Source organism: Dolichospermum sp. UHCC 0352 (assembly GCF_009711925.1).
Lineage (GTDB): Bacteria > Cyanobacteriota > Cyanobacteriia > Cyanobacteriales > Nostocaceae > Dolichospermum > Dolichospermum lemmermannii.
The window spans coordinates 11,793-29,283 of record NZ_VIKY01000217.1 but is presented as its reverse complement, the minus strand read 5'-3'; the positions used below and the strand labels follow the sequence as shown (position 1 = coordinate 29,283).

General features: G+C 36.9%; 18 protein-coding genes and 1 pseudogene. 8 read left to right on the top strand and 11 right to left on the bottom strand.

The genetic code is table 11. The features are described from left to right. Positions 1–14: 14 nt before the first annotated feature. On the top strand, positions 15–791 hold the full coding sequence (locus tag FJR06_RS15095; protein ID WP_041458236.1) for a hypothetical protein: 777 nt from the start codon (positions 15–17) through the stop codon (positions 789–791). Between the two features lie 65 nt (positions 792–856). Here FJR06_RS15095 and FJR06_RS15090 read toward each other — a convergent pair whose 3' ends face one another. Together FJR06_RS15090 and FJR06_RS15085 are read right to left on the bottom strand one after the other, a co-directional pair. Next, entirely contained in the window at positions 857–1,048 is a 192-nt protein-coding gene (locus FJR06_RS15090; protein ID WP_015078806.1) for a YqaE/Pmp3 family membrane protein, read from the bottom strand. Between the two features lie 31 nt (positions 1,049–1,079). Continuing rightward, positions 1,080–1,448 (bottom strand): phage holin family protein, encoded by a 369-nt coding sequence (locus tag FJR06_RS15085; protein WP_015078805.1) that lies wholly within the window; start codon positions 1,446–1,448, stop codon positions 1,080–1,082. 586 nt (positions 1,449–2,034) lie between these two features. On the opposite strand from FJR06_RS15085, the gene FJR06_RS15080 reads away from it, so the two are divergent. The 3 genes and pseudogenes from FJR06_RS15080 to FJR06_RS15070 form a co-directional block, all read left to right on the top strand. Further along, entirely contained in the window at positions 2,035–2,202 is a 168-nt protein-coding gene (locus tag FJR06_RS15080; protein WP_015078804.1) for a hypothetical protein, read from the top strand. Positions 2,203–2,409: 207 nt separating this feature from the next. Continuing rightward, entirely contained in the window at positions 2,410–3,261 is an 852-nt protein-coding gene (locus tag FJR06_RS15075; protein ID WP_015078803.1) for a UvrD-helicase domain-containing protein, read from the top strand. Continuing rightward, a pseudogene (locus tag FJR06_RS15070) lies at positions 3,200–3,499 on the top strand (Rpn family recombination-promoting nuclease/putative transposase); the annotation flags it as partial. The gene FJR06_RS15075 and the pseudogene FJR06_RS15070, both read left to right, overlap by 62 nt. 463 nt (positions 3,500–3,962) lie before the next feature. Here the strand turns inward: FJR06_RS15070 and FJR06_RS15065 are convergent. Then, positions 3,963–6,122, bottom strand: a complete 2,160-nt coding sequence (locus FJR06_RS15065; RefSeq protein ID WP_015078800.1) for a Tex family protein — start codon at positions 6,120–6,122, stop codon at positions 3,963–3,965. Positions 6,123–6,343: 221 nt separating this feature from the next. Between FJR06_RS15065 and FJR06_RS15060 the strand changes: the two genes are divergently transcribed. Next, a complete protein-coding gene (locus FJR06_RS15060) occupies positions 6,344–6,556 on the top strand; it encodes a hypothetical protein (protein ID WP_015078799.1) in 213 nt (70 codons plus the stop codon). A 136-nt stretch (positions 6,557–6,692) separates the two neighbouring features. Then, positions 6,693–6,815 (top strand): hypothetical protein, encoded by a 123-nt coding sequence (locus FJR06_RS24725; RefSeq protein ID WP_256369509.1) that lies wholly within the window; start codon positions 6,693–6,695, stop codon positions 6,813–6,815. Here the strand turns inward: FJR06_RS24725 and FJR06_RS15055 are convergent. From FJR06_RS15055 to FJR06_RS15030, 6 genes are all read right to left on the bottom strand, one after another. Next, positions 6,808–7,137 (bottom strand): XisI protein, encoded by a 330-nt coding sequence (locus FJR06_RS15055; protein WP_015078798.1) that lies wholly within the window; start codon positions 7,135–7,137, stop codon positions 6,808–6,810. The genes FJR06_RS24725 and FJR06_RS15055 overlap by 8 nt on opposite strands. Continuing rightward, positions 7,125–7,307: an element excision factor XisH family protein gene (locus FJR06_RS15050; protein WP_168634508.1), complete on the bottom strand. Its 183-nt coding sequence runs from the start codon at positions 7,305–7,307 to the stop codon at positions 7,125–7,127. Before FJR06_RS15050 ends, FJR06_RS15055 begins: the two co-directional genes overlap by 13 nt. Before the next feature lie 293 nt (positions 7,308–7,600). Then, a complete protein-coding gene (locus tag FJR06_RS15045) occupies positions 7,601–8,104 on the bottom strand; it encodes a hypothetical protein (protein ID WP_168651726.1) in 504 nt (167 codons plus the stop codon). Positions 8,105–8,311: 207 nt separating this feature from the next. Next, the gene (locus tag FJR06_RS24005) at positions 8,312–8,824 is read right to left on the bottom strand and encodes a tol-pal system YbgF family protein (RefSeq protein ID WP_168651725.1); all 513 of its coding nucleotides are present in this window, start codon (positions 8,822–8,824) and stop codon (positions 8,312–8,314) included. 75 nt (positions 8,825–8,899) lie between these two features. Then, positions 8,900–9,895: a tetratricopeptide repeat protein gene (locus FJR06_RS24000; protein WP_168651724.1), complete on the bottom strand. Its 996-nt coding sequence runs from the start codon at positions 9,893–9,895 to the stop codon at positions 8,900–8,902. After that, the gene (locus tag FJR06_RS15030; protein WP_254434436.1) at positions 9,859–10,680 is read right to left on the bottom strand and encodes an RNA polymerase sigma factor; all 822 of its coding nucleotides are present in this window, start codon (positions 10,678–10,680) and stop codon (positions 9,859–9,861) included. Before FJR06_RS15030 ends, FJR06_RS24000 begins: the two co-directional genes overlap by 37 nt. A gap of 182 nt (positions 10,681–10,862) precedes the next feature. Between FJR06_RS15030 and FJR06_RS15025 the strand changes: the two genes are divergently transcribed. Continuing rightward, positions 10,863–11,606 (top strand): Uma2 family endonuclease, encoded by a 744-nt coding sequence (locus FJR06_RS15025; RefSeq protein WP_168651722.1) that lies wholly within the window; start codon positions 10,863–10,865, stop codon positions 11,604–11,606. Positions 11,607–11,624: 18 nt separating this feature from the next. Here the strand turns inward: FJR06_RS15025 and FJR06_RS15020 are convergent, their stop codons facing one another. Together FJR06_RS15020 and ppc are read right to left on the bottom strand one after the other, a co-directional pair. Continuing rightward, the gene (locus tag FJR06_RS15020) at positions 11,625–11,882 is read right to left on the bottom strand and encodes a hypothetical protein (RefSeq protein WP_015078792.1); all 258 of its coding nucleotides are present in this window, start codon (positions 11,880–11,882) and stop codon (positions 11,625–11,627) included. A gap of 62 nt (positions 11,883–11,944) precedes the next feature. Further along, positions 11,945–14,986 carry a phosphoenolpyruvate carboxylase gene (gene ppc / locus FJR06_RS15015; RefSeq protein WP_168651734.1) on the bottom strand — a complete coding sequence of 1,014 codons (3,042 nt, stop codon included), beginning with the start codon at positions 14,984–14,986 and terminating at the stop codon, positions 11,945–11,947. 607 nt (positions 14,987–15,593) lie between these two features. Here ppc and FJR06_RS15010 point away from each other — a divergent pair. Next, positions 15,594–17,375: a serine/threonine-protein kinase gene (locus FJR06_RS15010; RefSeq protein ID WP_015078790.1), complete on the top strand. Its 1,782-nt coding sequence runs from the start codon at positions 15,594–15,596 to the stop codon at positions 17,373–17,375. Positions 17,376–17,491 lie beyond the last annotated feature (116 nt).

The window sequence follows — 17,491 nt, the reverse complement described above, 5'->3', positions numbered from 1 at the left end:
CATTTAATATGACCATGAATAAAAACGTTAAAGAACAAATTCAATTAGATTTACGCCAAGCTCAAGAAACAGGACAATTAAAATCTGAACGGATTCGGGAAATTGTGAAATCTGCTGTTTCTCAAGTAGGTTCTGAATTTCAAGAAGGTTCTCATGAATTGCGTAATTTAGTTAATGATGCTGTTTCTACCGTCGTTGATAATTTGCAAGAAAAAGGTAGTGAATTTAGAGAAGGAGTTGTAGCTTCAATTGAAGGCGCTATGGAAGCTATAAGTCTGAAAAAACACTCAGATATTGTCAAAACCCAAACTGAAATTAAGCAGCTACAAGCTCAATTAGATCGGGAAGAAGAAGAACTACAAGCAGAAATTGAAGGAATTTTAACCAAGATAGTCGAAACGAGTCAAGATAAATCAGCAGATACAAAAATTGCGATTGATTCAGCAATTGATTCTATCAAAGATAGTGAAGAAATCGGATTATTAAAGAAACGCTATGCACAATTACAAGCACAATCAGCAATTGTCAGAGCAAATTTATCTGCACGTTATAGTGGAAGTGATCAAGAGGTACAGGATTATTTAAATGAAGCAAAACAATGGTGTGATAAATCCCATCCCAAAGCCGAATCTATCACAGCACAAGTAAAAGAAAGTTACTCAGCTCTAGAAAAAAAATTGACAGACGCAGGTGCAGTTATAGCAAAGAAAGAACGTCAATTAAAACAAACTTTACGCGAGTTACTTTTAGCAACGGCTGATTTATTCAAAGATAAAGATATTCGTGCTTAAAGACTAACTATCCTTTAGATCCCCGACTTCTTAGAGAAGTCGGGGATCTTGTTATTGTTACATACTTAATAAGTACCTTCCTCTCTATTCATATTTTCTTCATGCTTGACAATTACCCAAACTGCATGAATGCTACCAGGAAGCCAACCAAGCAAAGTCAGCAAAATGTTAATTAACAAAGTTGGACCGAATCCAACTGTGAGAAAAACTCCCAAGGGGGGTAAAAATAACCCGATAAGTATCCGTAATAAGTTCATGGATATTTCCTAGTTTTTAAATTGGGTTTACCTATTGATTATCTTGTAATTCAAAACCTTTTTCTGCGAAGTATTTACTGAGAAAGGTATTAGCTAAAGAAAGAACTACAGGACCGAGAATAAAAGCGATTAATCCTTGAACTTGAAAACCTGGAACTAAAACTGATGCTAACCAAAAGCAAATTCCGTTAACAATGAGGGAAAAACCCCCCAATGTCAGATATGTCAAAGGTAAAGACAAGATATTAATAGTTGGTTTAATTCCACTATTAATTAAACCAATCACAACCGCAGCAATTAAAGCTGCGGGGAAATTAGCAATATCTACACCAGGAACAACTAAATCAACAATCAGCAAACTTAAAGCTGTAGCGAGTGCGATGAAAAAATATGACAACATTTTTTACCTCAGTAACAGCAATATCAGTGCTAATTACTATTTTCAAAGATAGACTAATATTTCACATCTTTTCTTAGATATAATCTTGATCTATCTTAGGTTAGATTAAATAATAAATTTTCAGTAAGATACCCGACTTCTCTAAGAAATTATTGTATAACAAAAAATCTAATATTAAGTAGTGCAAGCATCTTGCTCGCATCCCTTATCCAAATTTAAAACACAACAGCTTAATGTTTTTCTACTAAAAATACTCTTGTAGAACTGGGTAAAGACAAGGCTTCTTGAATTAATTCTTTAACTGATAGTATAATTATTGATATTCTCTGTAAATCGCATTAAGAATAGGCACAAACAAAGACTTTATTCACAAACTATTTTATCATTGTTTCTGTGGAAATGTCAGATTGACGATGACTGTGTTTCTACATTATCCCATTGTAACTAAATTGCATCGTGTATTTCTCTAGTGCAACTGTTTTATTTCAAACACCTTCCATCAATCAGGAAAAATTTTGCCAAAAAGTTGACTTAGACTTAATGAGTGTGTAACATGGATTGATATGTATATTTAATAGGTGAGTATATGTCTGGTGCATTGCAAGAAGCAATAAATACTCTTGATAGTTTAACGAAGGAAGAAGGTTCTCTTTATGAACGATTAATGGTTGCGTCTAAGAGTATAGAGCGTTTAGGCGATGATTTAAATAATCCAAGAATCAGAGAATCTACTCCAGAAGATATAAGAGAATAATTTGAAAAAGTTGCACAACTTTTAAACAAGTTAGATCCAGCGACCGATCAGGATACACTTGAAGAAATAGTTGATGAGATAATACTTTTATATAATCTTTCCAAGAAACAACAAAATTAATTAACTGAAAAATCTAATTTTAAATGTCACAGGTAATATTCAACGCTATTTTTTAGCAATAGAGCTTATTTTGATTTAGGGTCGCTTATGGATAGCAGTTCACAGATTGATACTGTTCAAAAGTTTGCAGAGGTTATTGGTGATCATGATGACCTCTGGAATCTTCTGGTTGGAAGAGAAGTTAGTCGCTTTGACAACAAACTTGAATATGAACATTCCAGAAAAGATATACAAGGTGTAACATTTTACCAACAAGGAAAAGTTATTGAAATAAAATATTTGAGAACGTCTAAATTCTTACTAAGAGTAGATTATGGTTCTGGCTTTATTTTTAAATATAGCAAAAAACAATTTATTCGAAAATTCAATCAGATTGTACCTTCTATAATATGGGATGAAGTTCTAAAACTTACACCTGGAGTAAGGTGGGAAGAAACCAAGATAGGTAAAAAATTATCTCTACTACAAAACATAAAAGACGAATTTGAAAATAACTTTCTTAATGCCGACAACTTTTATCAACTTCATTGTACTGAATACGTATCATCGGAAGAGTACCGATCCGAAAAATCGAAGTACATACAAAATTGGATAAAAACAAAACCAGATTTAAAATTCTCTCCTGATCCTCAACAAGCAGAAGCAATTGGTACTCTTGCAAATCATGTACAAGTAATAGCTAGAGCAGGAAGTGGTAAAACATCAACATTAGTCAACCGAGCAATATTTTTACAGAAACATTGTGGTATTGCACCAGGAGAAATGTTACTTTTAGCCTTCAATCGCGACGCAGCAAACCAAATGGGAAAGAAAATGCGAGAAGGTCTAAGTTTACCTTTACAATCACAAAATTCTGTTCCCCATGCAATGACTTTCCAAGCAACAAGTATTACAAATCATCGAGACAATTTTAATTTACAAGTTTCCAAGAATGAATAGGGAGGAAATAGAAGCCATGTTTGGATTAAGTGAGTTAAAACAAACCCGATTTTATCAAGAAGCAAAAGAAGAGGGAAAGGAAGAAGGAATAGAAGTAGGTGAACGCAAAGCCAAATTAGACGCAGTTCCTGGATTGATAGGATTGGGTTTAACTGGAGAACAAATCGCACAAGTTTTAAACTTAAGTTTGGCAGAAATTAGCGAGATTATTCAACAACAGAATACAAAGGACAGGTAAACATTTGGTGATTTGTGATCAAATCTCTGATTTTCATCCTTTAATCCTGCATATCCTGTATCCCTTAGAGGATGTTTTAAAAGTGGTATTCCGTAATTTTCATCATATTGCTACCCCCTTTACAAGGGGAAAGGGGGGAAACAATAAAAATCCAGTTCCCTGCCCTTTACAAGGGGAGGGTTAGGGAGGGGTAAAAAATATTTGATACATCAACCATAACTTTTCAAACACCCTCTTACGGGAGGTGTTAGCCACTTCTGACAATTTACCTAACTATACTGCAAACGGTTCATAGTTTAACCAAATATGAAACCCCTCTGGTAAACCTCTCCAGTATTAAATGTTATTCCTTTTCCCTCTCCTATAGGGAGAGGTGCGGGGAGAGGCTTTAAACCTTGTTCTTTGTATGATAAAAAAGTCCAGCTTCTAGCCGTTTTGAGTATAACAAGTCAGGGAGAGGTAATTATTGTTTGATTCCTTTCATTGATAAGCTTATGCGTTTGAGTTTTTCGTTGATTTCTAAAACTTGCACTTTAACGACTTGTCCAACTTTCACAATTTTTTTCGGATCATCTACAAATCTATCAGCAAGTTGGGAAATATGCACTAAACCATCTTGATGAACTCCAATATCAACGAAAGCACCGAAGTTAGCAACGTTGGTAATGATTCCTTCTAGTTGCATTCCGACGGTTAGATCTTTAATTTCTTTGATTCCTTCTTTAAAGGTAGCATATTTGAATTCCGCACGAGGATCTCTGCCTGGTTTTTCTAATTCGCTGAGAATGTCGCGCAGGGTTGGTTCTCCAATGGTTTCGGTAACGTATTTTTTGATGTTGGCTTTTTTGAGGTTTTCTGCAACTTGTGTCACTTGATTTAAGGATACTCCTAAATCAGCCGCGATAGATTGTACCAAAGAGTAACTTTCTGGATGAACTGCGGTATTATCTAAGGGGTTTTCACCACCACGAATTCTTAAAAACCCTGCTGCTTGTTCAAAGGCTTTAGGTCCTAATTTCGCTACTTTCAAAAGTTGACGACGATTTTTAAATGCGCCATTTTGGTTACGATAGGCAATAATATTATTAGCTATGGTGGGGGTAATTCCCGAAACAAATGTCAGCAGTTCTTTGGAAGCAGTATTTAAGTCTACACCCACATAGTTAACGCAACTTTCGACGGTTTCATCTAATTTCTTTTTCAGTAATTTTTGATCAACGTCATGTTGATATTGTCCGACACCAATTGATTTAGGATCTATTTTGACTAATTCGGCTAAAGGATCTTGTAATCTTCTCCCAATACTAATTGCACCCCGCACGGTAATATCTAAATCGGGAAATTCTTCTCTAGCTACGTCGCTGGCAGAATATATAGATGCACCAGATTCATTTACCATAACTTTAACTGGTTTATGGGCTATATTTGGTAATATTTCGGCCACAAATTCTTCTGTTTCTCGTGACGCTGTACCGTTACCAATAGCGATTAATTGAACTTGGTATTTTTCAAGTAATTTTTTAATAGTTTGGGCGGCTTTTTGGCGTTGTTCTGCTGCTTGGTGGGGAAAGACAGCTTGATATTCTAAAAATTGCCCAGTTTCATCTAATATAGCGACTTTACACCCGGTTCTAAAACCTGGATCTATAGCCATTGTCGGTTTCATTCCTGCTGGTGCGGATAATAGCAATTCTCGTAAATTGGTTTCAAAAGTTTTGATTGATTCTATGTCAGCAAAGGTTTTTTTCTCGTTTGTTACTTCGCTAATTAAGGAAGTTTTCATCAAGCGGTTAAAACTATCTTTTAACATGACTTGATAAAAATCTCGAATATTGCGAACTTGAGTTTTTATTTCTTGAGATTCTAAATAACTCAGCACAAAATCTTCATCAAACGCAACTTCAAAACTGAGAATTTTTTCATCTTCTCCTCGACATAAAGCCAACAGATTATGAGGGGCAATATTTTTGACTCTAATCTGATAATTTCGGTACATTTCAAATTTAGTTGTCCCTTGAGGATGTTCGTCTTTAATCCGAGAAATAAACACCCCATTCTCTAACAGATAATCGCGTACATGAGCGCGTAATTCTGCTTTTTCTGCTACTTCTTCAGCTAAAATATCAGACGCACCTTTTAAAGCTTCATCTGCGCTTTTTACTCCCAAGGTTTCCGAAATATACTTTGCTGATTCTGCCTCTAAAGATGCGGAAATACCATTTTTAACATTTAGGGATTTAATAAATGTAGCCAGTGCTTCTAGCCCTTTTTCTCTGGCAATGGTAGCGCGTGTCCGACGTTTAGGACGATAGGGTAAATATAAATCTTCCAGTTCGGTTTTTTGGAGACAGGATGCTATTTTTGCTTGTAGTTCTGGAGTAAGTTTATCTTGTTGAGCGATCGCATTCACAATTACTTTCTTTCTTTCTTCTAACTCCGTTAAGTAATTATGCCTATCTTGTAAATCCCGTAATTGCACTTCATCCATTTCATCAGTGCGTTCTTTACGGTAACGCGCAATAAAGGGAATTGTCGCCCCTTCTGCTAAGAGTTCTAGCGCATTTTGTACTTGGTGGGGTTTAAGTTTTAGTTCAGTTGCGAGGAGTTGGGAAATGTTCAACATTGGATATTTAAATTGAAAGTGTTAAATTGATTCCAGCACGAATAGATAGTGTTAACTTAATTTAGCAAATAATGGCATCATTTTAAAATAGCTAATTTCATCACTTGAGAATAAATTTGTTGCCATTTTGTCTTACTTAAGTATAATGTTAATAACGTTCTTGAAGAAGGTTAAAATCTACTGGTATTAAACAGTAGCTCGTAGTTTGGAGATTAGTGAAAATGCCTTTATTTTTCTTAATAACATTAGTTACAGGTGTAATGACTGGCTATCTCTTCCAAAGAAATGATGATGAAATCACCAATATTGCAGGTGTGTTCACAGCCGTCATTTTTATTGTAAGTTTAGTATTAGCACCTTGGCCAATTCAGTTTGGTTTGTTAATGTTTGTGGTCATTGTCAGTAACAAACTGCTGAATAAAAATTGGTTTTAAATATTATTGCGGGTATTACAGGTAAAAGCGGGGATATTTGCCCTTTGCCCAATTATGGTGTAATATGAGTAAAAAACATAAGCCCGTAATCATAAATAGGGTTTGCTGAAAAAGTCTTTTCGTGAGAGGTAGGAGTATGGCTAACGCCACGCTTCGCTATCAGGAGGAATTGGAGGTAGGTAAGAATAGCCTCGAAGATAGGGAAAGTGATTGGTTTGTAATGGGAACGTTTTTTGACTTCAATCACATTTTCAACTAGCAGCAAACTCGGTAAATTTCCGTTTGTATGGAGCTTTAAAACCCAAAACTATATCTTGTTTAGGAACTCCAGCTTCTACTAATTCATTAGCTACTCCGATTTCTGTGCCATCGCGTTCAATCCAAATTTTGCCATCTTTAATTTCTACGTAAATAATACAACCAAATATTCGCGTTAGTTCTTGCCAACCAATATTAATAACTTGATAATGATCGCGCTCCGGATCAAATATCAATTTGACTTCTGTTTGATTATTTGGGCGATTTCTTGCGTGACCTTCCAGAATTGTTTGGACTATTTCTTTGTAATTTAGTCTCTCCATATCACAATCTCCTCTTGATCTGGGTTAAAAATCAGTAATTTTAGGTCATATTCGCCAATTATTCTTTGAATAAACTTCCGACTAAAAAACTCATCATAAACATCTATTGTCCATCCATCTTTTGTCAGGACTGTTTTAACTGTATTATGAAATAAATCTTTAGCTGGCATACATAAATTAAACTTATTTAACCACTGTTAATAGCATAATATCTCAGATGAAAGGTTCAAAAGGCAATTAAAGATTTAGAAACATAAATTATAGTAACAAAAATTATAGTAACAAAACCCAGTTTATACTAAATTAAGTTGATTGATTTGTGAGGAAACAAGGGAAAGGCTATCAACCACTACAAAAATGTAGGGTGCGTTAGCGACAGCGTAACGCACCGAAAATCAGTAAATAAACATACATAAGGTGCATTACATTTCATTAACGCACCCTACAATATCAGGCGATCGCACTATGATATTTTAATATTAATTTCATAGATACTTCCTTCGTATTGATTTTGTACTAAATAAGTGAAACTACCAGTTTGATGGTCTGCACCAAGGTCTAAATAACCAAGTAGATCGTCAGAACTTATAGTATCATATTCCCACAATTGAATTTTTACCTTATCATTCAAAGGTAGCGTATGTCCAACTTCCTTAGTTTGCTGTGACATCATGTCCTTGTATTTACCGGACGGCCATACTTTGGAACCATTAACTCTAATATAAAGTTCATCTGCTCCTGCAAAAAAATAATCGAGTCCATTAATCACAGCCACACCTGCGCTCGCACCTCCAGCCGCAGCTACTCCAGTAGCTGCTATAAGTAAGCCACCAGACGCAGCGCCAGCTACAAATGTCGCAGTACCAGCAATAGCACCACCAATTAGACCAAATAGACTCTGGGCTATGGAGTCAATTCCTGAAGATGGTTTGATGCACTTTACACTTACAATGGTTAAAGATTTCATTTTGATTTTTCCTTTGATATGACTAGTGGTCTGTCAGTTTTCTATTTGTGGATAAAGACGCTTGAGACGGATACGGGCATCCGCTCAAGTGGTTTTTTCCCACACTATTTAGACGTTTTACTCCCCCCATTTGTGAATTTTTCGAGTTACGGACAAATTTCCCCCCCCCAAAAAAAACACCCTAAATCGCCATAACCCTTACCCCTCTTACCTTTTAAGCTTCTCCAAAATTCTCTCCACCTCCCCACGGACAGGGTACAACAACTGCTGACTCAAAGCCCCTTTATAAGCCTGTCTAGCCCCCGACTTATCCCCCAAGCGAAACATCACCCTCCCTAACCAGTAATCAGCCATGGCTGGGTTAAATAACCTCAACTCCTGACATCCTTGAGCAGCTACCTCCCACCACCGTTTACTAGCCTTAGCATTCTTCAAAACTCGATAACTCTCCCCCAACCAGAACGCCGCCGGTACGGATTGCAAATAACCGCCATCTGGTAAAAGCTCCCATGCTTTTTTTAAGGCTTCCACGGCTTCCCGATGTTTACAAGCCAAAATCAACACCTGGCCATGACGTAACCAAGCATCAGCTAACTGGGGTTGTAGTTTTGTCCCCTGTTGGGAAACCTGACAACCCCGTTCAATGTCTGGAAAATGTTCCACCAATACCCGCCCCGCAGTTGTCCACATACTCCAGCATTCAGGAAAGCGCGTTAACATCTCCTCCACTATGGAAGCAAGAATCGTTTTACTCTTCTCTGGGTGAGGTGCAAGGGGTAAAATTTCACACAAACCCTAATAAATTTTCCGGTCATGGGGATACAGATAATACGCTTTCTCCATCATTTCCGCCCCTTGCTGGTATTTCCCTGTGTGGAATAAACTCAGCCCATAATAATACCAACCATAGGGATAATTGGGGGATTCTGTGGTAAATTTGGCTAATACCTCCACCCCTTGCGCCCAATCCCCTCGTAGAATGTGATAGTAGGCCAAGGATTTATGGACTTCAACACTATGGGGAACTGTTCCTAGTAAGGAGGTAATCATTTTTTTAGTAATTTTCCCTTCTTCACCGGATACCATTCTCGCCGGCAAACGTTGATCAATTTGTCGTTGTATTACCCGAAAATCATCACCAGCTAGGGCTATAAGGCTGTTAAACCTCTCTTTCGCCGTTTGTATATCCCCCACCACCATCAGGGCATCATAGCTGTAAATCAGGGACATAACATCATCTGGATTAATTGCTAAAATCGGCTCTAGGGTGCGGAGAATACCCAGGGGATTTTCTACATTTTGATATACCTGTGACAAAGCCAGTCGGTGAAATACTTGATCAGGTTCTAAACTAGCCGCTAAATTAAAGGCTGTGAGAGCTTTTTCATTGTCACCTTCGCAAACTGCAATCAATCCTTTTATATGATACTGAGTTCCTGGATTTTCAGACAAAAATAGGGCTGTATCATATACTTGTAAAGCCTCTTTTTGTTGTCCCATTAACTGCAATATCTTTCCCAATTTTAGATGCACATCAAGTAGTTGAGGTTGTCGCTCAATTACTTGATTATATTCGATAACAGCTTGTGACCAGTTTCCTATTTCGTAAAGCAAATCAGCTAATTCTAATCTTTTTTTCCATCCTTGAGGATATTTTTCAATGTACTTGTTTAAAGCGATAATTTTCTGCTGTTGTCTGGCTGATTTTTCTGCTATAAATAACTGAATATTCATCTTTAGCCCAGATGGCTGAGTCAATTGTACCAATGATGTGGTAAGGATTCCAGGCATATTAAAGTTGCTTTATAATTAATTTCTTGCTGTTGGCTTTTTGTAGGTATTGATGATTCCTCATCATGATTCCATATTTGCTCAGATTCTAATTCTTCTACTATTGGAATCACGGTGTTTAATGGTGAAAAGGAATCAAAAGCAGTGTTATCTTCCCCCGCAAGATACTTCTTTAACTGCTTTTGTAGAATCTTTCGCGCTTTTTGAATACGTTTACGAAGGTTCTCTTCAGAAATGGTGAGTTGTTGAGCGATATCTGGATAGGATTTGTTTTGACAACAACATAAAATAAAAGGATGGCGTAATTTATCGGGTAAAGATGCAATTTTATACTTGAGATATGCCGCCATTTCCAGATTTAAAAGCCAGGATTCAGGAGGTTGTAAATTAGAAGTAAGTATTGGATGATCTGCAAATTGAATGTCGTCAATATTATCAACTTTTGCAACTTCTCGTTGACGTTTTCGATAGACATCAATGCAATAGTTATAAGTAATTTGAGATAACCACGATTTAGGATGTTCAATGTCATTTGTAGATTGTGTCCATTGACCCCAAGCTTTAAGCATTACCTGATTGACTACATCTTCTGTATCATGGTAATTACCGTTGAGCCATTTTAAACAACAGTTGTAAAGATAACCTTGATGTAGGTCCCATAATTGCCAAAAATCCTGACAATTATTTGGAGTTTTATCGCCAAATTGGCTTTTTTCTGGCAATATATTTCCGTTTCCCATCTCTGATGACAAAAACAAGAGTTCTTGTTTTGGCTCTACCGACATAGATGAATTACTGTTCATTCTTAACAAGATGAAGGATAATGCACTGTGTACAGTATAATTCAGGTAAGTTCAGGTATCTGTAAATTATTGTTATAATTTGTTTATTGTCATCCTACTTAATCTCAGAAGTTAGGAGTCTTAAATTCTTAACTACAATAAACCTTCTAAAATACGAGGACATCATGACCTTTACCGCAGATCCTCCCTATACACAAACCAGCCTTCCAGATCATACTCAACTACCAGAATCTAACGGACTATTTGTGAAAAATTTCCAGGAACATCCTCAAAGTATTCTACTAACTCAATCTATTATTCCAGTATTACAAAAACTCCACGCTGATGGACAATATGCTATAGGTCAAGATAGCGGTATTTATTGGCGAATAACTGAACCACCAGAACGAGGTGCAGAAGCCCCTGATTGGTTTTATGTTCCTCATGTGCCACCATTATTAGATGGTAAAGTCCGACGTTCCTATGTGCTTTGGCAAGAATTTATTGCCCCATTAATTGCTTTAGAATTTGTATCAGGAAATGGCACAGAAGAAAGAGATAAAACACCTTGGCAGGGGAAATTTTGGATTTATGAACAAGTGATTAAACCTGCCTTTTATGGCATTTACGAAGTTAGTAAAGCCAGCGTGGAAGTATATCATCTCATGGAAGGACAATATCATTTATTGCCACCAAATCAACGAGGTCATTATCCGATTACACCTATGGGAGTAGAATTAGGTATTTGGCAAGGGACATATCAAAATATGGAGTTACCTTGGCTACGTTGGTGGGATTTAGATGGTAATTTGTTACTTGATGGTCATGAAACAGCCGAAAATGAACGCCAACGGGCTGAAAGTGAAAAAGAAAAAAGCGATCGCCTAATTGCCCAATTACGCGCTTTAGGAGTAGAACCAGAAGTGTAGAAAAAACCATATCTCCAATTACCAATCACTAGATTTACGAGTAATCAACCCACCCACAAATGCCCCTAAAATTGTCCCTGTCCACAGTCCCGCAGTGCTACCTTGCCAACTTGCACCCGGAGTCACTAAAGCACTACACATTTGTTTAAATCCCCAAGCCTGGTTTTGACACTTTTGGCTATGTTGCATGACGGTGATTTGTCCAGCTATTAAAGCAGTAAAAAAACCGGAAGAAAGTGCCAAAAAGGTACAAATAAGAATGCGTTTTTTGATCATATTTTTGTCTCACGCAAAGGCGCAAAGGCGCAAAGTGAAGAAATTACGCCTTTTGCTTTTTATCAACCCGTATTTCTCATGCCGGCAGCAATTCCGTTGATGGTTAATAATGCTCCTCGGAGTAATTCTCCTTTGCTGTAACGAGAGTGAATTACTCCGGTTGTGGGGGCATTTTTTGATTGACGAAGGCGTTTTAATAGGGAAACTTGGATAAATCCTAAAGGCACAATTGTTCCATTTCTTAATTGTACAGAACGTTGCAATACTGGATCACCATCTAATAGTTTTTGGTGTCCGGTGATTTTTAAAACTAAATCTCTGGTCAGAAAGAATTCGCTAGAAATTTGGGCAAAAACTGTCTCAAATCGAGGTTTGTCTTCAGGGTTAGACAATTCATCAACATAGTGACGTGCCATTTCCATGTCTACTTTTGCTAAGGTCATTTCGGCTTTAGAAATCACCATTTTAAAGAATGGCCATTTAAGGTAGAAATAGCGAAGTAATTTCAAATGTTGTTCTGGTTCTGCGTCTAAAAATTCTTGTAAGGCTGTGCCAATTCCATACCAAGAAGGTAATAAAAACCGGGTTTGTGTCCAACTAAATACCCAAGGAATCGCTCGCAGACTACTTAAATCTTTTTTACCAGATGGACGACGGGCTGGACGAGAACTAATTTGCAATTGGCTGATTTCTTCAATGGGGGTGACTTGGTGGAAGAAGTCAATGAAATCAGGTTGTTCATAAATTAGGTTACGATAGTGTTGACGCGACGCATGAGATAACTCTTCCATGATCTCATTCCAAGGTTCGATGTCATCAAACCCTGTTCCTAGTAAACTGGCTTGAATTACGGCTGTGGTGATAGTTTCTAGGTGATACAAAGCCAAATCTAACAAGGAATATTTAGAAGCTAAGACTTCCCCTTGTTCGGTAATTTTAATCCGGCCACTAATACTATGACCTGGTTGGGCTAAAATCGCTTCATGAGCAGGACCGCCACCACGTCCCACAGAACCGCCTCGTCCGTGGAAAATCCGCAGATTTACACCGTAACTTTCGGCGATTTTCTGAAGTGATTTTTGAGCTTTATGAATTTCCCAGTTACTGCTTAAAAAACCAGAATCTTTATTACTATCGGAATAGCCCAACATTACTTCTTGTAAGTTAGGATTTAGAGCAGAAATAGATGGAGGTGCTTCTGCACTGAGCGAAGTCGAAGCTTTTGCACTGAGCGAAGTCGAAGTGTTAATTGCGGCGTAGCCACCAGCCAGCATTGCCCGATATAAAGGCAATTCAAACAGTTCCCGCATTACGCCTCTAGAACGTTGTAAATCTTCTACTGTTTCAAACAGAGGAACGATGCGAATTGTCCCCACTGCAACTACAGGATCAAATAAACTGGATTCTTTGGCTAAGAGTAAAACTTCTAGTACGTCGCTAACTTCGCGGCACATACTAATAATATAAGTTTGACAGATTTTAATGCCAAATTCTTGTTGTAGCGATCGCAAAATTCGGAAAGTTTCAATTACATCATTGGTTTTTTCTGAAAATGGTAATTCAGCGGGAATCAAGGGCCGCCGAGTTTGCAATTCTGAAGTTAACCAAGCGATTCTCTGTTCTTCTGATAATTCGTTGTAGGACTGGGGTAAAAGTTGCAAATATTCGAGAATCTCATTGATAGCATCAGCATGACGAGATGATTCTTGACGAATATCTAATTGAGTCAGATTAAAGTCAAATATTTCCACTTGACAAATCAAGTTTTCCAATTCTCGACAACTTAAACCTGTTTCCGTTAAATTGCGTTGAATTAACAACAATTCTGTTAAAAATTCCGCACCCGTTCTGTACATAGGTGCATCTTCATTGTTTGGCGTTTCCCGATTATATAAAGCCAAATTGCGATCGCGGGTATTTTCTAACCGCTTGAGAATGTAAGATAACTTCAGACGATAAGGTTCTTGGCGGAAACGCAATGCTAAATCATCATACACCCCACTTAACTGTGATTGATCCAACTCCAAAGACTCTAGCAAATCTGGTAGTACATCACTCCAGTGCATAGATACACTCAATAAAGACACTAACTCTTTAACTGACTTAATATACCGCTCTAAGACCATTTTTCGTTGATAACAAGCGGTTTTCCACGTTACCTCCGGTGTCACCGAAGGATTACCATCTCGGTCTGAACCTACCCAAGAACCAAAAGAGCAAAAATTTGTCGTCGGTGGTTGTAACCAGGGAAAAGTTTCCCCCAAAGAATATTTGAAGCGTTTGTATAGTTGCGTAATACCATCAAACAACACTTCCTGAAAGTAGTGAAGAGCATAATCTACTTCATCCAAAACCGTTGGTTTAAACTGATGTAATTCGTCAGTGCGCCACCAGAGGCGAATTTCTTCCAGTAATCTTTCCTTCACCTCCAAGGTTTCCCAAGGATAGCTACTAGCACGATTTTGGGCTTCATCTAGTTTTTGCAAAAGATGAACCACCTGACGCTGTTTATCCCGGATAGTATGACGGACAATTTCCGTCGGGTGTGCAGTGAAAACTAAGCGGATATCCAGTTGGGAAATCAGGCGTTGAATTTGTTGGGGTGGGACATTCAACTTAAATAACAGGGGAAATAAAGCCGCAAAAGTTCCTTTTTGGGGAGTTTCTGCTGTCATTAAGTCGCTACCTATTTCTTTCGTAACAGGTAATTCTTCATCTCGTTGATTAGTGGAATAAATTATACTGGGGAAAACGTCCTCGTCAGTTTCCCCAGTATAGCGATTTAATTGCTGCTTTTGCTCGTATTCCTGCTCAATAATATTAATCAACTGAAAGTACAACGCAAAGGCACGCGCCGCACGAATTGCTTCATTGATATTCAATTGTTCAATCAATTCTACAGCAGAGGCAGCTAGGTCATTTGTGGCTTGTCCTTCTGGGGAACATAAATCCCGCAGTTGACGCAAAAGATCCACCATTTCTTGACCGCATTCTTGACGCAGCACCGACTCCCACAATTCCTCTACTACCTGTAGACGATGACGTAAGAATAATTCCGAGTGTAGCACTGGAAAATCAATATGTTCAGCTTTCATAGTTTTCATCATACTCTCTAAGATACTCAAAACATCTAACCTACCTTTTTGAGCATCCAATATCAAGCTGTTAGCTTTTGTTTAGGAGCTACTCACAGGTGACTTATCTTACTTTTAACTGCTTTTGATTCGTTTTTAGGAGGAAGAGGCAATTAAAATCAACCACTTCACCAAATGCCTACTGGCCATTTTAGGATAAAGTTCGCCTTCACTCAAGAACAAACAGGAGAAAAGCGAGCGCAGGGAATGGGAACGGAGTTAAAAGTCTTTTGGTGTATGGGTTTTTAGGTATTTTTTTGGTCAGAATCAGGATATCCAGGATTTGAGGATGTACAGGATTGTGATTTGTGAATTGTTTGTGAATGTTTAGGGGATGTTTTTTTCTATTATTGAAAAATTGCTATTTCCCATCAACAATAACATCCTGTAAATCCTTTAATCCTGGATATCCTGATTCTGACAAATTAACGCTCAGATACCCACCAGCAAGGCTAATGGCAACCCATAAGTAAATTTAATCATATAGTCAATAATAAAGCTTGTCTAAATACATACTGACAGGTAAAGTAATAAATAACCATAATCAGTAGATATTACATTTTCAACTGGGAATTATATGATGATATCAACCTTTACTAATAAAAACTTAATAGGTGAAATTCTTAAAGGTCAAAATGGGGACTATAAAATCCTCGACAAATTAAACGAAGGTGGCTTTGGTGAGATATATTTAGCCGAAGATATTTCTAATCAAAACCAGAAATGTGTTGTCAAACTCCTCAAGCCTAAGCAAAACTCAAATAGAGAGGATTTTGAAGAAAGAAAAAGATTATTTAGACGCGAAGCAGAACATCTCAATAAACTAGATCATTCCCAAATTCCCGAATTAAAAGATTATTTTGTCATTAATTACAGATTATTATTAATAGTCAAACAAGATTTTTATTTAGTCGAAGAATATATAGAGGGTGAACAACTGACTAAAGAACTCCCACCGACCAAGAAACTCGACAGTAGTAAAGTTTGGCAAATACTCTATGACATTTTAGAAATTTTGGAATTTCTCCAGGAGGAGAAAAATTTAGTTCACCGTGATGTCACACCAGCAAATTTAATCAGAAGAAATAGTGATCAAAAACTCGTTTTAATTGATTTTGGTACAGTTAAAGAGATGACTGATATCGAAAATCATCCCCTAAGTCGAGTTATTGGTACTTATGAATATATGCCACACGAACGTATAGATGGTATCTCTACTTATAACACTGATGTCTTTTATGTAGGTATGATTGGTATTCAAGCTTTAACAGGTGTTCGTCCAGATCCAAGGCGATATGATGATAATAGCATTAAGTTTGAAGATAATGGTCAAATTACATGGCGACATTTACTATCAGAATCTCAATTAAACGAACAATTTACCCAGAAACTAATTGGTATCATTGATAAAATGGTACATAATGATTATCAAAAAACTCGCTATAACACAGCCGCAGATGCGTTAAAAGCATTAAAATCTATAGAACTGATAAACTCTACTGAGAAAATTCCTAATAGTTCCAGTGGTAGTATTTCTAATCTAGTAATTAGCAATCCAGAAACCAATATTCAACTCTTTAGAAAACTTTTCTTGGAATTGATTCCTCAAGAAGGTGAAAAAAGATTAAATAACTTCAAAAATACAATATTAACAATTCCATCGGTGTATACAATAGATATTACTCCTAAACCAGATGAAAATAATAAAGTTATAGAGCGAAGTCTGCTATCAGGTAAAGTTGTCATTATTGCTAGTATAGCTACTGCATTGGCTTTTGCATTTCTGGGTTTTCAAGGTGTATCTTCATTAAAAACTGCTCAGAAAAAACCTGACTCTCAAGAAACTAAAATATCTGAAATACAACCTGACATATCAAAAGAAGAATTAACTAAAACTTACAATCCTCAAGAACCAGATAAGAATTTTACTATCAAATATTCAGATCAATGGATAGCTAGAGAAGAAACGCCAGGAGGCAGTGAAAAAATTAAATTCATTCGCAAGGATAAATTACAAACAGATAATTGTCCTGTAGAAATTCTGGTTAGTGTTGATGATTTAGGTAAAGCTTTACTTCTAGAAGAACGTAAAAAAGAAATTTTAACCAATATCCAGAAAGATGATTTGAATAGTTTAGAAAGAGCAGATGAAAAAGTTATTTTAGATAAAACTGATGCTTATCAAATTAGATGGACTCGTCAAGAAAATGGATGTACATTTAAAATATTAGAACGGGGAACTATGGCTTTTAAAAAGGCTTATTATATTACTTATCAAGCACCTGTGGGTGAAAATGATAAATTCTGGCCTGTAGTGGAAAAAATGATTGATTCTTTTCATATTCAAGAGAGTAATTAATTTGTCTGAATCAGGATGTCCAGGATTTAAGGATTTACAGGATGGTACTTTTTATCTGAATTAGGATTTACTTCGACTTAGCAACACCTAAAACATAGTAAAATTAAGATTACATA